Raw genomic sequence first — 16,675 nt, 5'->3', positions numbered from 1 at the left:
ACCTGCGTAACTTAGGCTAAGCAGGCTGTGATTTATCGCTTTTTTCTATTTCTGCTCCGCTAAAACAACTTCAACTTCTTTTTGAACGCCATCGCGCATAATCACTAAATTGATTTTATCTCCGGCCGCGCGGCTCTGAATAATATCCGCCAAACCGTTGCTTTTATCAAGATTAACATTATCAACCGAAATTATAATATCCTGCTCGCGCAAACCGGCCAAAGCCGCCGGACTGCCTTTTTTAACCGCGATGCCTTTTTGATCTTTATAGATAATTACGCCCTTCTGCCAATAATTATTTTGCTCATCTATAGCGACAAATAGCGCTAAATTAATATAATTAATTCCCAGACTCGGCCTGATTATAGCTTTATTTTTAAACAAACTATTAACCACGGCCGCCAAATGCGCCATAGGCTCAATTTCTCCTTTGGCGTCAACTATTCCTAAAGCGTCGCCGGCCAAATTAAAAACAACCGAACCTTTAAACTCCTCCGGCACGCCATTATTTAAAATTAACTTGGTGGAAAAATTATCGCTTGACTCTACGAGCCCGCTTTTTTCTTTAAATCCGAGAACTGAAGAAACCCAGCTTAATTCCAGCCAATTTACGCTAACAGTTGAATTGCCTCTCTTAATATCCTGCTTGGCCGCGAATTTCCTCACCGGGAAATCTCTGGCCGCGACATGAATAAAATTAAATCCGGTAGCACTGTCGCTAACGGCTTTGTCAATCTGGTATATTTTTTTATCTTTGGTAATAACCACATAATCGGCGTAGATTTTATCCAGCGCTAAGGTAGTTACTATCCAGCCGTCCGAAGTTATGATAAAGCCCTGCCCGGCCGCGTCGCTTATTTTATAAAAATTATTCGGAGAAAAAACATTGCTTGACTTAATAAGTTTCTGCTTTTTATAAATGCCGGCCAGGCTGGCGCCAACCGAATTAATGGTTTCTTCTATTTTTACGTCCTCTTGCACGATAACATTTTTAGCATTGCTGATTACTATGCCCTGATCCCTGAATTGCCCCTGGGAAAAATCAAAATTACCGAAAGAAAAACCAGACGAGGCGTCGAACAAATAAGACTTAGCGATTATATCGCCGAATAAGCCGCCGCCAATTCCTAAAATTAAAATAATTACCGCCAGAAAAACAAATTTATGTTTTTTAAAAAATTCTTTTATATAATTCATAGCTTTAAAAAAATTAATTATTAAAACGCGCTAAAGCCACCGGGCCGTGAATAATATTAATAATAAACTGGCTGACCCTAAAATTAAATACATTTTTATTCTGGCCATATCCAATTTATCAAGCAAATGGTTTTTAATCAGGCCGATAATCACGTAAAAGCAAATAGCCAGGCAAAGCCCGGAAATATTATAATTAAAAGGCAAAAAAGAAATTGACCAGCATAATTCAACTAAAATAAAACAACTAATTAAAATATAGGGCAAACCTTTTTTAAAATCAATCTTATTCACCCAGATAACCTGATAAACGATTAAAGCCGCTACGGCTAGCATAATTAACGCCAGGCGGAAAATCGGTAAATTTAAAAATGACTGTAAGCCGTATATCGTGGCCGAAAAAAGAAAAAAACTGAACCAGCTAACGTAAGAAGAAAAATTCTCTATGCTGAAAATTTCGTATTGGCTCGGGCTTAAAAGATAATAATAAATATAGCGCAAATAAAAATACAAAAACACCAAATTTAAAATAAACAGCAGCTGAATCGCCGCTTTAGAGCTTAAAAAAACCGAGTAGGCCATAACGGCCGTAGACATAACGGCCGGCAAGATTAAATAATTCCACCACTCTTTATCAACTTGGCTCGCCCGGCAAAACTGCCAAACCGCGAAAAATATCAACAAATTTATTAAAACAACGGCCAGATAAATCAGCTTGGGATAAAAAAAATACATTTCAGCCAAAGCATAAACCGCTAAAGGTATAATTAATGGCAGAAGACGATTTAATTTCATGTAAATATTCTATCAAATAAAAAATTTATGGCTTATTTATTTAACCAGCTATAGTCAGCCTTTAGCTGGTTAACCGCCTGCAAGCTATTGCTTTTTTCCTGCTCGTCTTTTTGCCTGAAATAATTTTCCATTTTAGTCAAAGCCAAGACAAATTGTATGTGCAGCTCTTTAAATTTTACCGGCACTTTTAAGCTTAACAATTTATTTTTCAATTCCGTAATGTTTTCTTCGGTAAAACTGCTGTCCTTGATTAAATTTTCAAAAGCCGTAAAAAATTCTTTAGCCTTTAGCTTATAATCGTTTTCCAGCAAAGCGGAATTATCCTGCTTTGTCTGCTCCGCGGGCTTACCCGCCTCTTTGATTGATCCTGAAGTAAAAATTAAATACAAAACCAGTGCAAATAAAATCGCTAACAGAAAAATCAAGGTGACTTGTTTTTTGTCCATATATTTTTTGTTTATCCCGCTCATCGGGGAAAAAGTTTTTAAAGTCGGAAATCATCAAATTAAAATTTTATGGCCGTAGGGCCCTGCCTACCGGCAGGCAGGTTTGCCCGCTATAAAATTTTATTTGATACAATATATTTTTTGAAAATATTATTTATCCCCGGAGGGGGAAAAACTTTTTCTAAAAAAGTTTTTAAAGCTTTTATAAATCAAACTTTTTAGCTTCCATTTCCAGCCAATCGTTTACCGCCTCATCCCATTTATAGGCTTTTAATTTATGGGATTTTTCATCCGGGCTGTAGATATAATCAATTACCGTTTCCGAACCGATGCGGTTTGAATATTTGGTTTTTTTATCTAAAATTACCGGTTTGGAAACAAACTCCAATCTCATTCTGCCCAAAGGGCCGTTAAAAACTATATATTCAACATCCGCGCCGCCTTCGTCGTTAAGATGCTCGCTGCCGCTCTCTTCAACTTTAAAATTGTCTTTAATGTTGCCGACTATTTCCTGCCATTTTTCTGGTAGCATAGAATTATGTATTATATATAAAACTCCTTAAATTATAACATAAAAAACCGCTGAAAGACAAATTATAACTTATTATTCCTTACGGCTGAATTCACAGCCGCAATAATTCTGGCGGTATAAATTTAGTTCTTTGGCGAGCGCGGCTGATTTTTTAAAGCCGTCTTGCTTTTTAAAATCGCCGGCTAAAAATTTCAAGCCGTATTCCCCGGCCGCCTGCTCGCCGATTTTATTTATAGCCGAAGCGTCTTTATGCGGGCTGGTGGTCAGAGTGGTTGCCAGATAAGCGCAGTTTATTTTTTTAGCCATGGCCGCGGCCGCGCCTAATCTGAACTTATAGCAGATTAAGCAGCGCTGGCCTTTTTCCGGATCGCTTTCATGCCCGCGCGCCGCCTTAAGCCATTTATCATGTTCATACTCGCCTTTAATCAACTCCAAATTAAATTGTTCGGCTATTTTTTCCGCTTCGGCCAATCTCTTTTTATATTCTTCTTCCGGCCAAATATTGGGATTATAAAAAAACAGTATTACATCATAATCCTGCTTAAGCTGCCGGCTGACATAAACGCCGCAGCCGACGCAGCAGATATGAAGCAGAAGTTTGGGCTTTTCCATATATAATTCAATAAATAAATTAAAATCACCTTGGGGTTTGGGGTGACGAATTGGCGACATGGCTTACAGCAGGAAGATTAATTGGCGTGATAGCCAATTGAGGCACCCCAAAACTTCCCTGCCTACCGGCAGGCAGGTTTGGTTACTTTCTTAGTTATAAGAAAGTAACCCTAGCGGAGCGACAGGATGATAATATATATAAACAGGCATAAATAAATGTTCAAATGAGTAATAGGTAAATCGGTTGGATTGGGTTTCATCTTCCTGCGGCTAATTACTAGATTGCGGCTCGGTGGCCGCAATGACAAATTATGTTTATCTCACCGCTTTAGCTATGGCTTTGACCACTTTCTTATCCGTAATCAAAGGCAAAATCTGATTTTTACTCGGCTTAATGACGCCGGCCAAAGCCAGAGCCGCTTTAATTTTTATTTTAGTCGTTACCTGTTTTACCCGGTTGTCTAGCAGGCCGCGGAAAATTCCGGGAAAAACCAAAGCGTTGTTAATCTGATTGGGAAAATCCGATCGGCCGGTGCCAACTATGCCGGCTCCAGCTTTTATAGCCAAGTCGGGCATAATTTCCGGCGTAGGATTAGCCATGGCGAAAATAATCGGCTCCGGGTTCATTGATTTAACCATGGCCGCGGTCACTAAATTCGGCTTGGACAGGCCTATAAAAACATCGGCGCCGAGCAAAGCGTCGGCCAAACCGCCGTTAATTTTCTTCTTATTAGTCTTTAAAGCGAACTTGCATTTAATCGGATTTAAATTTTCTCTGCCGGCGCAAATTATGCCTTGGCTGTCCAGTAAAATCAAATCGCTAACGCCAACCGCTAAAAGCAAGCGCGCCGCCGCGATGCCGGCCGCGCCGGCGCCGTTTATGACGATCCGCAAATTTTTCATGGCTTTGCCCATGACTTTACAGGCATTAATCAAAGCGGCTAAAACCACGATGGCCGTGCCGTCCTGATCGTCATGAAAAACCGGAATGGACAATTCTTTTTCCAGCCGCTCCAAAATTTCAAAACAGCGCGGAGCCGAAATATCTTCTAGATTTATGCCGCCGAAGCTCGGCTCAATCTGCTTGCAAAAATTAATAATTTCTTCCGTGTCGGTCGTATTGATGCATAGCGGCACCGCGTCAATATCGGCAAACTCTTTAAAAATCGCCGACTTGCCTTCCATAACCGGCATGGCCGCTTCCGGCCCTAAATCGCCCAAGCCTAAAATCGCCGTGCCGTCAGTAACGATCGCGACCTGATTGGCGCGGTTGGTTAATTGCCAGGATAATTTTTTATCCCGGCCGATAGCCGAAGACACCGCGGCCACGCCCGGCGTATAAGCCAGCGACAAATCATCTTTGGTTTTTAGCTTGATTTTCGCTTTGATTTCAATTTTCCCTCTGAATTTTTTATGCAGAGCGATTGATGGTTTAGAATAATCCATAATTTTATTTTAAATATTTTTTATTTTTCAGCTTTTCCGGCAAATACTCCTGCTTTTCTTTATAGCCGTAGTCAGGCGAATATTTATAATCTTTGCCGTAATTTAAATCTTTCATTAATTTGGTCGGCGCGTTGCGGATATGCAAAGGCACGGGCAGATTGCCTAATTCATGGACGTCATGCGCCGCCTGATTGTAAGCCGTATAAAGTTCATTAGACTTTTCGCACTTAGCCAGATAAACAACGGCCTGGGCTAAAATAACATTGCATTCTGGCAGGCCGATGAAATGGCAGGCTTGATAGGCGGCCACGGCTTGCTCTAAAGCGCGCGAATTAGCCAAGCCGATATCCTCGGAAGCGAAGCGCACTAAGCGCCGCGCTATATAAAGCGGATCTTCGCCGGCTTCCAGCATGCGCGCCAGCCAATACAGCGCCGCGTCCGCGTCCGAGCCGCGCAAGGCTTTATGCAAAGCTGAAATTATATTATAATGCTCTTCCCCGTCTTTATCATAAAGCAAATATGATTTTTGAAAAGCTTGCTTGATAATGTCGGCGGTGATATCGGCGTCCAGCGCGGCCGCATATTCCAAAACATTCAAGGCCGTGCGCGCGTCGCCGTTAGACATCAGCGCCAGCATATTTATGGTTTCAGCGCTTATTTTTACGGCCGCTTCGCCCAGCCCTTTTAATTTATCTTTAAGCGCATTCTTGATAATTTCTCCAATTTGCTCGGCGCTTAATTGCTTTAAAACAAACACGCGGCAGCGCGACAATAAAGCCCCGCGCACTTCAAAGCTGGGATTTTCCGTAGTGGCGCCGATTAAAGTTATTACTCCTTTTTCCACATGGGGCAAAAGCGCGTCCTGCTGGGCTTTGTTCCAGCGGTGGATTTCGTCAATGAATAAAACGGTTTTCCTGTCTTCAATGGCGTTGGCTCTGGCCTTTTTAATCACCTCTTTTAAATCTTTCACCCCGCTGGTTACCGCGCTGAACCTGATAAATTCCGCTTTGGTATGTTTAGCGATAATATAAGCCAAGGTGGTTTTGCCCGAGCCCGGCGGCCCCCAAAAAATCATCGACGGCGCCTTATCCGCTTCTATGGCCTGCCTAAGCATTTTCCCCTGGCCGACAATCTCTTCCTGGCCTAAAAATTCCTCTAAAGTTTCCGGCCGCAGCCGGTCGGCCAAAGGCGAAGTTTTAGCTTGATTATTCATGAACAAAGTTTAGCAAAATAACCATAATTATTCAACAAAAAAACCCTTCCGGAAAATAGAAAGGATTTTAGCCGCGAATTTCAATTTGCTCCATGCCTTCTGTTCCTATTCTCATATTCTTTTATAACAGCTTCGGCGTCCGACTCTTCAAAATCCGGCCAATATTTTTTCATAAAAAATAATTCGCTGTAAACCGACTGCCAGGTTAAAAAGCCGGATAACCGCTGTTCGCCCGAAGTGCGCACGATTATGTCCGGATCCGGCAGATCGGGGCTGTATAAATATTTTTTTATCATGCCTTCGTGCACCTGTTCAAGCTCAACTTTATTTTTTATCAGCTTGCGCGCCGCGTCGACTATTTCCGCCCGCCCGCCGTAATTCAAGCAGACGTTAACAGTCCCCTGATTGTTGGCTTTGGTTTCTTGGATTATTTCCAGGCATTTAGCCGGCAAATCTCCGGGCAATTCTTCCAAGCGCCCGCTGATTAAAATTTTATAGCCGTTCTTTTTAGCCAAAGCGCGCAAATTATTTTCAACCGCGTTCTGGAGTAACTTCATTAAATAATTCACTTCCACCGGCTGGCGGTTCCAATTTTCCGTGGAAAAAGCGTAAAATGATAAAATTTTTACGCCGCGGGAGAAAAACCATTCCGGCGCCTGCTTCATTTTTTCATAGCCTAAAAGATGCCCCTCAAAAGTCGGCAAATTCCTTTCCCGCGCCCAACGCCGGTTGCCGTCCATGATGATACCGACATGAAGCGGAATATTTTTTTGATTGGTTTTATCTGGCATATTTTTATTTGTCATTGCGAGGAGCCCCGCATCTACGAGGCGACGAAGCAATCTCCAATTTATTGTCATTGCGGACTTGATCCGCAATCCATTTCTTTTATTATTTTACTATCTTTACTAATTTAACCCTCTCCCCCGCTCCGCTGATTATCTTAACATTATTTTTATTTACCGCAAATTGTCCGGCTAAAAATTTTATTAATTCTTGATTGGCTTTATTCTTAACGGCCGGCGCCGCTATATCTATTTTAATGGTCTGGTCCGCCATAATCTCTTTAAGGCCGGTTTTAGCCGCGCCCGGCCGCGCCTTAATCCGCAGATAAATTTCTTTATTTTTTTCGAGCGCCGCCTTAAATTTTATAAGGTTAATTGGATTATCCATGCTACTTATTAAAGATTTTATTAAAAAATGATTTTTTAACTACTAGCTTTTTATATATCCCGTATTCTGACACGATTTCCCGTAAAACCAAAGTAGTAATAATTGATATGAATATCGCCAGATTGTTATTGAAAAACATTAAAAAATAATAAATGGAAGCTCCGAAAAAAGCGCTGGAAACATAATTTGACCCGGGCTTTAAAGCAAAGGGCGTATCGCCCATGATAGCGTCGCGCAAAACCCCGCCGCCGAAACCGGTCAGCATGCCTAAGAATACGCAGGCGAAAGAGGATAAAACCGTCGGCAGGATCGCGCCGTTAAATAAAAAAGATTGGCAGATAGAAGCTCCGATGATCACGAAAACCGCCAAGCCGATTGAATCAATCAAGCGGAAAATGGAATAAGTTTTTTTAAAAAAATTGGGGAGCAAATATGTCGCCAGTCCGGCCAATAAGCAGATTAAGAGATAATTAGAATCTCTAAGGTAGAATAGCGGCGTCCGGCCGATGATTAAGTCGCGGATCGTGCCGCCGCCGACCGCGGTTATGGCGCCTAAAAAAACCACGCCGAATAAATTTAATTTTCTGCCTTTGGCTTTATAGGCTCCGCCCACGGCAAAAGCCAGCGTGCCCAATAGGTCAAGCAGATAGATCATATTATTTTATGCTTAAAAAAATAAATTATAAAATCGCCGGTACTGATTCTCTATTTTTCAACTATAAGCCTTTAGTCCGGTTATAAATTTTTTTGCCGATAAGGTAAAGCGCCCAGATTATCAGGCCGTAAATTATGAGCATGGGCAGAACGACAATCAAAAAAGCGATCAGGCCGTCAACGAAATTCTGGCCGGCGGTTATAAGCTGTTTAACCGAAAGCTTAATTACCTGCCAGGGCCGCCAATCTTGGCTGGCCGCCGCGATTTCCACGTCTTCGCTTAAGCTGGCCGTGATGGTTGACATATCGGTTTGGGAATTTAAATAGCGCAGTTGGCCCTGAAGCTGTTCAATTTCGCCGCGCACCCTGGCCAGCTCTCTGGTTACGGAAATTATTTCTTCAAGCTTGCCGGCGCGGTTTAATAGCGCGGCAAACGACACTTCCTCGGCTTGCTTATTTTTAAGCCGCGCTTCCAGGTCAATATACTGCTCGGTTATGTCCTGGGAATTGCTTGACTCGGAAACGACTTGAGTGGCGACTTTTTTTATTTCGGCAAAGGCGGCGTCAAAATTATTGTACGGCACGCGCACGGTAATAAAGCCGGATTTTACGCCCCGGGTGGATTCGTAAAAATTGGAGCCGGCCACTTCGCCTTTGTTCACTTTGGCGATATTGGTGATGCTCTCGGCCGCGGTTTCCGCGCGCTCAACCTTTAAGCTTAAGTCTCCGGTTTTTATGATTTTTTTATCAATCGGCTGAACCACCGAGCTCGGGCTTAGCGCTTGCTCTATGGTCGCGGCCGAATCCCTAGCGCTTTCGCCGGAAAACATCGGAGCGGATTTCATTGACGGCGCCGCGGTTTGGAATATTCCCATGCCGGCACCCGATTCCACGGACAAAGTGTTGTAAGATTTATTGCCCATGCCCGTAAGCATGGCCATGATGCCGAAATATGAAACCAAAATAACCAGCGCGATAAACCCGGCGATTTTCAGATACTTTTGCATTGGCATAAAATTGTTTTTAAAAAAATTATTTATTTAAATAAGTTATGGTTAGCTGTAAAACCGTGGCGAACGACACCCAAAGTAAATACGGAATCTGCGCGTAGGCGATCCATCTGGCATGCGGCCAAATCGCGATCATCGCCCAAATTAAAGTGCCTAAAACCAGAAGAATATCAACCGCCGCCAAAAGATTATTTTTCAAGCCGAACTGGATGGGCGTAAAAATAAAATTAAACAGCAAATTAAGCGCGAAGGGCAAAGCCACTAGCAGGGTGACTTGCTTCTGCCAGGCCATTAAAAATACTTTGCCGAAAGAAACCGCGATTAAAACATAGAGCAAAGTCCAGACCGGGCCGAACAGCCAGGCCGGCGGCGACCAGGCGGGCTTAATAAGCTGGGCATACCAATCGTAGTTAGGCATATATTTAAGTTTAAGGCTCAAATGGTGGAAATGAGCCGCGGCCGCGGATCAACTGACCCGCGAATTAGCCGTTAATTTCATAAAAAGCGTTATTGGCCGGCCCAACCCGCCTTAATCTCCCCTGTTTTACCAGTTCGGCTAAATAGCGCGTAGCCGTAGCGTCAGACACGCGCAAAAGTTTTTGCGCGTCATTATTGGTAATTTTTCCCCGGCTTTGCGCCAGCGCCATAATCTTTTCCAATTTCGCCCGCTTCCTAAACTGAATTTTCTCTTTGGCTTTCATAAGCAAAGCGGTTATGCCGGTTTGCTTTGCTCCCTCTCCAGAGGGTTGGCCGGTTTGCTTTGCTCCCTCTCCTTGATAAGGAGAGGGTTGCTCGCCCGCCATAGCTTCAGCGTCGGCGGGGGGTGAGGTGTTTGTCGCGTTAACCGGCTCTGCCGGCGGCGGCGGAGTTTCGGCCGCAGGCGGTTGAGCTTCCGGAGTTAGCACAGGTGCCACGATCGGAATAGCAGGCTCTGCCGCAGGCTCAACCGGCGGAGTTGGGGTTTCTACTATTGGTTCATTGGTATTTTCGGTTGGCATAAAAATTTATAACTGCATATTTACCAATAATAATTTGGATAAAATCTAAAAACATACTTCTATTATACCTTATTTTCGCTTAAATTAAAAGTAAAACAAAAACAGGCCATTTAACCTGTTTTTGATAATTTTAAGATCGCTATTGGATTGATAAATTTCATTAATATTAACTCTCTCACCCTTCCAAATCATTCCGTAAGCTCTATCTTAGTTAAAATTATTTTTTTTCAAGCTTGAGTTTAATCGGGTGTTTTGGCTCATTATTTAGCGATACTGCTTCACCCTTTTTTTCTAACTTTAAACTAACTTTATGTTTTTTCTCTAATTTCAATTTTTTCAACATATTTTATAAATAATTATTTTTTATTCTCAATCATTTCCTCAACCTTTAATTTTGCCTCTTCCAATAACTCTTTGGCCTTTTTTCTCGCTTCGTGCGACTGCCGTACTAAATCAGCAATTTTTTCTTGAATTTCTTTCGGCAAAATTGGAATCAACATGTTTTTTATTTGTTCAGGTTTCCAATGAGCGATAACCGATCCGCCGGAATCCCGTTCCGCCTGCATTTTCCCAATAACAGAGTTTAGGCAAAGGGTTAAATATTCCGCATTGATATTTTCTTTTATTTTTAATCTTAAAATCCCGCCCGACATTATCCCTTCAACCGGTTCTTTAACGGTATAAGCTATTCCGGGCGTAGCATCTTTAGTTAATAAAATTTCTCCGACTTTGGGCTGATAATTATCTTTTAATTCATTATACAATTTTTCACTTAAATATTTTTCGTCCGTTAAATTAATTCCATTCACAGATAAACTGCTGACCCTAATAAATAATTTTCCTTCTTCATAATATTGTTCACTTCCCGGCTCAAAACCTTTTTTTATTGAAACCAAATCTCCCAGTCTTTTTGCGTTATTTAATTTTATTTTTTTTACCAACTTTTTATATTTTTCCTGGAAATATTCGGCATCTATTCGATCGGCATCTTCTACCTCGGATAAATTCACGACGGAAAATAAGCTTTTATCTGCCTTAAAATCAACTAATTCTAATTCCTCAAAAAGTATTCTTTCGGCTTGCGCGTAAAAAGTTTTTAAGTTTTCAAGCTCGTTAAGAAAGTTTTTATATTTTTGCTCCACTTCCTTGGTTTCCGCGTTATTAAAAACGGGAATCTTGAATTTTTTAATAGTTCCAAGAAAAATATTTGCCTGAACGCTACTGACTATTTCTCGCTGTGTTTGTAATCGGCCGTATTTTGAATTTAAAAATGCCGCTAGATAGTATGGTGAAATACCTTTGAGCGGAGTAATCTTGGCTATCGCTTGGTTAGCGTTGGCTGGCCGAGGAATATTATGTACCACGGCTGCATTGCCAATCGTACCTGCCATTGTCAGTAAAACTTGGCCGTTATTTACCCTTGATTTATTCAAAATCCCATCAACTTTTTCGCTAATATATTTAACATTGCTAAAATTAATATATCCGTTATGGATGTCGCCAACATTAATATAAGGCACCCCATCATTTTTCCATACTATATTACTTGTAAGTGAATACGCTCCAAAACTAATAACAGACTCGCAAATTTCATCTATAGTTTTTGTTTTTAATGAATTTAGCCTTTTCTCCAATTCTAAATATTCCGGCTGATAATATTCAGCATCAATCCGCAAAGCGCCTTCAAGTTTTGATTTTTGGATTATTGAGTAAATAATCATTTTAGGAAGCAGAAATTAAATAAATATTTTTTAAAATTGATATCATATACAAAACAATAGCTATGGAAGTAAAAAATAAAACCTTAAAGTTAACCAAATAATTAGTAAAACTTAATTCAAGGATGCAAACAGAAATTAAAATAAATCCAAAAATAAGACTTTCTTTAAGTCTTTTATATATATCCTCTTTTAATTCCACTTTTTTCTCATAATAAGTTTTTGTCTCATTATTTAAGTTATAATACTTTTCTTGAAATAAATTACTTTTAATAGGGTAAGATTTTATCCCCAGTTTATCTGGTTCTTTGTCGCGCACTTCTAAAATTTTATTGAATACTAATATTAATTCTCTGTCAGATTTTACGCCAAGCATTTCCTCGCTATATTTAGTAAAATCCGTTGTATTAAGAGAAAAATGAGATAGAATTTTTACGGTAATATTCCGCACATCCTCGAGGGAAGAGCTTAGCCCTTGTAATTTATAAACTACAAATACAGCAAAAAGTCCAACTAAGGCGGCTAGCACCTGCGCAGATGTACTTAATGTATAAAACCAAATATTTACTAATTCAGTCATAATTAAAAATTAATTTTTTGCTCTTTCGCGAACTTCTCAAACTCCTCCGCAATCTCATCCAAATCATGGTCAATAATTTTCTTACCTTCCATATTAAACATAACATTTCCATCTTTATCTTTTCTATAAATATATTCCCCGGATGTATCTTTCCCGCCCTTTTTAGAAACCGCCATAAAAATCGGATAGTCTTTCGGTGCTTCTTCGCCCTCGTTCAATTTTTGCAAAAATATTACCGAAGTTTTTGTACCGGTATGAGGCTTAAAGGTATTGCCGTGCAGACCGACGACCGCTAAAAGCCTAGCTTTAGTTAAAATAAATTTTCGGACATATTCCATCTGGGTATTATTTAATACTCCTTGCGGTAAAACTATGGCCATGCGCCCGCCCGGCTTTAAAAAATTTAAGTTGCGTTCAATAAATAAAACGTCGCGCGAAACTTTATTTTGATGCTTTGAAGTTTTTTCAAAATTTTTATCCCATTTAAAGCCAAGATCATACCGGTTAAGTAAAACTCCTTTTATTTCTCCGGCAAACGGCGGATTGGTTAAAACTATGTCAAAATTAAAATCACTCATCTTTTCCTGATTTCTCCGACTTTCTTCGCTATCTTTAAATGTCCGCAAAAACGGACGGAAGCGCGCTTTCGTTTCTTCGCTCCAAATTTCCGAATCTAAAGAATTAGCATAAGTTACATTGGTTTTCCCGTCTCCGGCGATAAGCATCATGGCTTTGCCGATTTTAACCGAGCGCGGATCAAAATCAATGCCGAACAAATGCTTTTCGGCATAATCTTTTTGCTTAACATCATAACTGTCGCCATATTTAACTTTAGTCAGTTCGTTTTGCCAAACATATTGCATGGCGTGCAGCAAAAAACCGCAGCTGCCGGCCGCCGAATCAATAATAAAATCTTTTGAGGTCGGATTTAGCATCTTTACCGCCATATCAATTACGTGCCGCGGCGTAAAATATTGGCCCTTTTCTCCCTTAGCGTCCAAATTAATAAGATATTCAAAAGCATCGTCTATAATCTGCAGGTTTGAGCCGAAAAGCCGATATTTTTGCAGAAGAGAAACCGCCGGCACGACTACGTTTTCCGGAATTTCTATTTCGTCATTGGCCTTAAAAACATCCCGCCATTGGCTTTTAGCGTCTTCAAATAAACGACAAATATTATTTAAGTTTTCCTTATTCGTCGCGCCGGCCATAACCCTAAATCGCCTATTTTCATTTCTGGGAGTTTCAATTTCGTCGTAAAGTTTCGCGTAAATCAGCTTAAATATCTCATCAAAAGAATCAACCCCGCTATTGGCTAAAACAACTTCCTGCAAATCGTAAATCAGCTGTTTTAAATTGGCGATTTCTTCAAGGTCTTCATAAACGATTTTTTTAGAGCGCACGTCTTCCACGGTTTCATTAAATTTAGGAATCTCCAAGAGATCTTCAAAAAGATTCGGATCAGTCCTCAAAATATTATTTTGAATTTTCCCGTCGGTTAAAACTAAGATGGGCGCGCCGGTAGCGTTGGCATAACTTTTTAACTGCCCCAGTCCGTCTTTAACGTCCGGTTTTTTAACTTCTACCACTAAATATGGCGTTTTGCCGTCGTCGCGATATATAACTATATCGGCTCGTTTTTTTCCGACTTCCCGGCCGAATTGCACGTCAACCTCAACGTCAATTCGGTCAAGCGGATATTTATATTGATTAATCAATTTATAAACCATGAGCTGGCGGATAATTTCCTCCGGCTTGGCTACCAAATTTTTATTTCTCTTCAGGCACTTTAAATAATATTTTCCGTCTTTTTCTGAAAATTCAAGCACTAACTCCGGCTTAATGCCTTCAAATACGGATAAGCCGTATTGCATATCCGGATTACGAAATATCTTACCGATAATTTCACTGGCTAATTTTTGATTTGCCATATTTTTTATTTTACTTTACTAAGATTTAAAATTACTTTGCCTTGGAATTCCACTTCGCCGGGAATAATAGTAATATTTTTATAATTCGGATTTTCCGGTTTTAAATATCTCTTTCCTCCGTCAGCTATAAATCTTTTTACGGTAGTTCCTGCGTCGGTTCTCGCCAGGATAATATCACCGCTTTTAAATTCTTTAACTACTTTTACCAAAAGCATATCGCCATTATCAATCCCGACATTTATCATTGAATCTCCGTTGACTTTTACGGCAAACATTTTTTCATTTGATTGAGTAATTTTTTCATCGTTCAATATCTGCCCCGGCAGAGAGGTCCAGGTGAATGAAGTTTCTTCAAGAGTTTCAATAAAAGGGCCTGCCGCAGTCTCGCCGACGACAGGCACTAACTGATCTTTATTTAAAATCTTATAGCCTAAAGGCAAAATTCTTATTCCTCTGGCTTGTCCTTCTGCTCGCTCGATACACCCCTTACTCTTAAGGGCCGCTAAATAATTTAAAACTGCCTGGTTAGAAGATACGTCTAATTCATTCTTTAAGTCGGCTAAAGTGGGAGGAAAGCCGGTAGATTTTATATTATTATATATTATTTCTAGTACTTTTTTCTGTTTTGGAGTAATATTTTTTATCATATATCTATATTATATATGACTAAAATATGACTGTCAAATAATAAAAAATAGCTTATAATAGCTATTTTAAAAAATACTTATCCACAACTAATTAAGAGGAAAAATATAAAATTAAAAATAAGAAGGAATTAGGCTGCATTATTGGATCACAACGAAAAAGGTTCTCTTTGGGGTTAATCCCAAAGAGAACCTTTTTTATTTACCTGTCGGGCCACTGGGAATTGAACCCAGTCTACACGAACCCGAATCGTGCGTACTACCGGTATACGATGGCCCGAAAATCAATTATTAATTACGAATAATAAAATCCCCCGCCCTTATGGGCGACCCCTTTGCTAAAAGGGGCTGAATTCTTATTTCGCCCTTGTCAAAGCGTTTAAAAAATAACTGACAACCGATAAAACAATGCTGAACAGCATGGCGATCCAAAAACCGCCGACCGAAAAACCTTCAATCACCGACGATGCCAGTAAAATCAGCAAAGCGTTAATGACAAAAGTGAACAAGCCTAAAGTTAAAATGTTAATCGGCAGAGTTATTAAAATTAAAATCGGCTTGACTAAAACATTGATAATCCCTAAAAACAAAGCCAGCCATAAAGCCGCCCAAAATCCGGCCACGACTACGCCCGGAATTAAATACGAGCTTATCATAATCGCTAAGACCATGACCAGCCATTTAATGATAATGGACATAAATTTGTTATTTATTATTTATAATGAAATGGATTCCCGCCTGCGCGGGAATGACAAATCGTTTTTGGTGGACCTAGCCAGAATCGGACTGGCGTCTCGACAATGCGAATGTCGCGTCATACCACTAGACCATAGGCCCAAAAATTTATTCTTTTAATTTAAAATCCCCTGTTTCTTCTTCTCCGACCGCGGAGGTTGAACTGGCCGAATTTATTTCCGGAGTTGAACTGGCGCCGGGCGCCGGTTCCGGCCCGGTAATTTCCGGTTGATCGCCGGCTCCGCCTTTGGTTAATTCAATGCTATTTATAATAACGTCTTCGGTCGGATGATCGTTCTCGTTGACTTTAACTTTTTCTATTTTTTCCATTACCTCCAGCCCGCCGGCCACATAGCCGAAATTCGTATGCTTGCCGTCAAGCCAGGCCGTAGCCGCGGCCGTAACGATAAAAAACTGCGAGCCGTTGGTATTGGGTCCGGAATTGGCCATGGCCAAACTGCCGCGCACTAATTTATGCTGGTTGATTTCATCCTGGAACTTATAGCCCGGGCCGCCGGTACCGTCGTTTGACCAATCATCGTCTTTACTTAAAGGATCGCCGCCCTGAATCATGAAATCTTTTATCACCCGATGAAATTTCGTGCCGTTATAAAAACCGTCTTTGGCCAAATTTAAAAAATTATTCACCGTCACCGGCGATTCCTGGGCGTAAAATTTAACCGTTAAATCGCCGAAATTGGTTTTAATAACCGCGCCGTCATATTGAGCGGCTAAATTTTGGAGCTGTCTCTGTCCGGCTGGCTCGGCCGCGGCTTGCCCCGCCGCCTGACTTGATCCGCCGGCCGCGGATTTGCCGCTTGGTTTGATTTTCGGCGTTAAGCCGTTTTTTAGATCGGTCATTCTACCTATTATATCCGCTTCATTGAAATTGTCCATAGTTTTAGGCGCGCTCGATTCGTCATAGCTAAATTGGCTATTAGAGCAGGCGGTTAAAACCAGCAATAATATTGCCGGTAAAATTAATTTTTTCATA

At 40.7% G+C, this 16,675-nt stretch carries 20 protein-coding genes and 1 tRNA gene; all 21 read right to left on the bottom strand.

The window, feature by feature from the left end:
* Positions 1-45: 45 nt before the first annotated feature.
* Positions 46-1,197 carry a S1C family serine protease gene (locus tag WC639_00395; protein ID MFA6306259.1) on the bottom strand — a complete coding sequence of 384 codons (1,152 nt, stop codon included), beginning with the start codon at positions 1,195-1,197 and terminating at the stop codon, positions 46-48.
* A gap of 30 nt (positions 1,198-1,227) precedes the next feature.
* Positions 1,228-1,989, bottom strand: coding sequence for a hypothetical protein (locus WC639_00390; protein MFA6306258.1), 762 nt, complete (start codon positions 1,987-1,989; stop codon positions 1,228-1,230).
* A gap of 32 nt (positions 1,990-2,021) precedes the next feature.
* Positions 2,022-2,435 (bottom strand): hypothetical protein, encoded by a 414-nt coding sequence (locus WC639_00385; protein ID MFA6306257.1) that lies wholly within the window; start codon positions 2,433-2,435, stop codon positions 2,022-2,024.
* 202 nt (positions 2,436-2,637) lie between these two features.
* On the bottom strand, positions 2,638-2,967 hold the full coding sequence (locus tag WC639_00380; protein ID MFA6306256.1) for a hypothetical protein: 330 nt from the start codon (positions 2,965-2,967) through the stop codon (positions 2,638-2,640).
* Between the two features lie 72 nt (positions 2,968-3,039).
* A complete protein-coding gene (locus WC639_00375) occupies positions 3,040-3,579 on the bottom strand; it encodes an epoxyqueuosine reductase QueH (protein MFA6306255.1) in 540 nt (179 codons plus the stop codon).
* Between the two features lie 315 nt (positions 3,580-3,894).
* Positions 3,895-5,025, bottom strand: a complete 1,131-nt coding sequence (locus tag WC639_00370) for an NADP-dependent malic enzyme (protein ID MFA6306254.1) — start codon at positions 5,023-5,025, stop codon at positions 3,895-3,897.
* A gap of 4 nt (positions 5,026-5,029) precedes the next feature.
* A complete protein-coding gene (locus WC639_00365) occupies positions 5,030-6,238 on the bottom strand; it encodes a replication-associated recombination protein A (GenBank protein ID MFA6306253.1) in 1,209 nt (402 codons plus the stop codon).
* Between the two features lie 80 nt (positions 6,239-6,318).
* Positions 6,319-7,029, bottom strand: a complete 711-nt coding sequence (gene uppS, locus WC639_00360; protein ID MFA6306252.1) for a polyprenyl diphosphate synthase — start codon at positions 7,027-7,029, stop codon at positions 6,319-6,321.
* A gap of 100 nt (positions 7,030-7,129) precedes the next feature.
* A complete protein-coding gene (locus WC639_00355; protein MFA6306251.1) occupies positions 7,130-7,411 on the bottom strand; it encodes a DUF167 domain-containing protein in 282 nt (93 codons plus the stop codon).
* 1 nt (position 7,412) lies between these two features.
* Positions 7,413-8,066, bottom strand: coding sequence for a trimeric intracellular cation channel family protein (locus WC639_00350; protein MFA6306250.1), 654 nt, complete (start codon positions 8,064-8,066; stop codon positions 7,413-7,415).
* Positions 8,067-8,127: 61 nt separating this feature from the next.
* The gene (locus WC639_00345) at positions 8,128-9,078 is read right to left on the bottom strand and encodes a DUF4349 domain-containing protein (GenBank protein ID MFA6306249.1); all 951 of its coding nucleotides are present in this window, start codon (positions 9,076-9,078) and stop codon (positions 8,128-8,130) included.
* A 19-nt stretch (positions 9,079-9,097) separates the two neighbouring features.
* A complete protein-coding gene (locus WC639_00340; GenBank protein ID MFA6306248.1) occupies positions 9,098-9,493 on the bottom strand; it encodes a TspO/MBR family protein in 396 nt (131 codons plus the stop codon).
* Between the two features lie 64 nt (positions 9,494-9,557).
* Positions 9,558-10,073 (bottom strand): DeoR family transcriptional regulator, encoded by a 516-nt coding sequence (locus WC639_00335; protein MFA6306247.1) that lies wholly within the window; start codon positions 10,071-10,073, stop codon positions 9,558-9,560.
* A gap of 217 nt (positions 10,074-10,290) precedes the next feature.
* Complete coding sequence (locus WC639_00330) at positions 10,291-10,416, bottom strand: hypothetical protein (protein ID MFA6306246.1); 126 nt, start codon at positions 10,414-10,416, stop codon at positions 10,291-10,293.
* Positions 10,417-10,429: 13 nt separating this feature from the next.
* Entirely contained in the window at positions 10,430-11,794 is a 1,365-nt protein-coding gene (locus WC639_00325) for a restriction endonuclease subunit S (GenBank protein ID MFA6306245.1), read from the bottom strand.
* Position 11,795: 1 nt separating this feature from the next.
* Positions 11,796-12,371: a hypothetical protein gene (locus tag WC639_00320; GenBank protein MFA6306244.1), complete on the bottom strand. Its 576-nt coding sequence runs from the start codon at positions 12,369-12,371 to the stop codon at positions 11,796-11,798.
* Between the two features lie 2 nt (positions 12,372-12,373).
* Positions 12,374-14,302, bottom strand: a complete 1,929-nt coding sequence (locus WC639_00315) for an N-6 DNA methylase (GenBank protein ID MFA6306243.1) — start codon at positions 14,300-14,302, stop codon at positions 12,374-12,376.
* A 5-nt stretch (positions 14,303-14,307) separates the two neighbouring features.
* Complete coding sequence (gene lexA, locus WC639_00310) at positions 14,308-14,949, bottom strand: transcriptional repressor LexA (protein ID MFA6306242.1); 642 nt, start codon at positions 14,947-14,949, stop codon at positions 14,308-14,310.
* Positions 14,950-15,302: 353 nt separating this feature from the next.
* The gene (locus WC639_00305; GenBank protein ID MFA6306241.1) at positions 15,303-15,644 is read right to left on the bottom strand and encodes a phage holin family protein; all 342 of its coding nucleotides are present in this window, start codon (positions 15,642-15,644) and stop codon (positions 15,303-15,305) included.
* 65 nt (positions 15,645-15,709) lie between these two features.
* Positions 15,710-15,783 (bottom strand) — tRNA-Ala (locus WC639_00300).
* Between the two features lie 6 nt (positions 15,784-15,789).
* On the bottom strand, positions 15,790-16,674 hold the full coding sequence (locus tag WC639_00295) for a peptidylprolyl isomerase (protein MFA6306240.1): 885 nt from the start codon (positions 16,672-16,674) through the stop codon (positions 15,790-15,792).
* Position 16,675: the final 1 nt, after the last annotated feature.

The sequence above is a fragment of the Patescibacteria group bacterium genome (assembly GCA_041662965.1).
Lineage (GTDB): Bacteria > Patescibacteriota > Patescibacteriia > Patescibacteriales > GWC2-42-12 > JACPHD01.
Note: the sequence above shows the minus strand (reverse complement) of the source record. Positions and strands in the feature narration are given on the sequence as shown.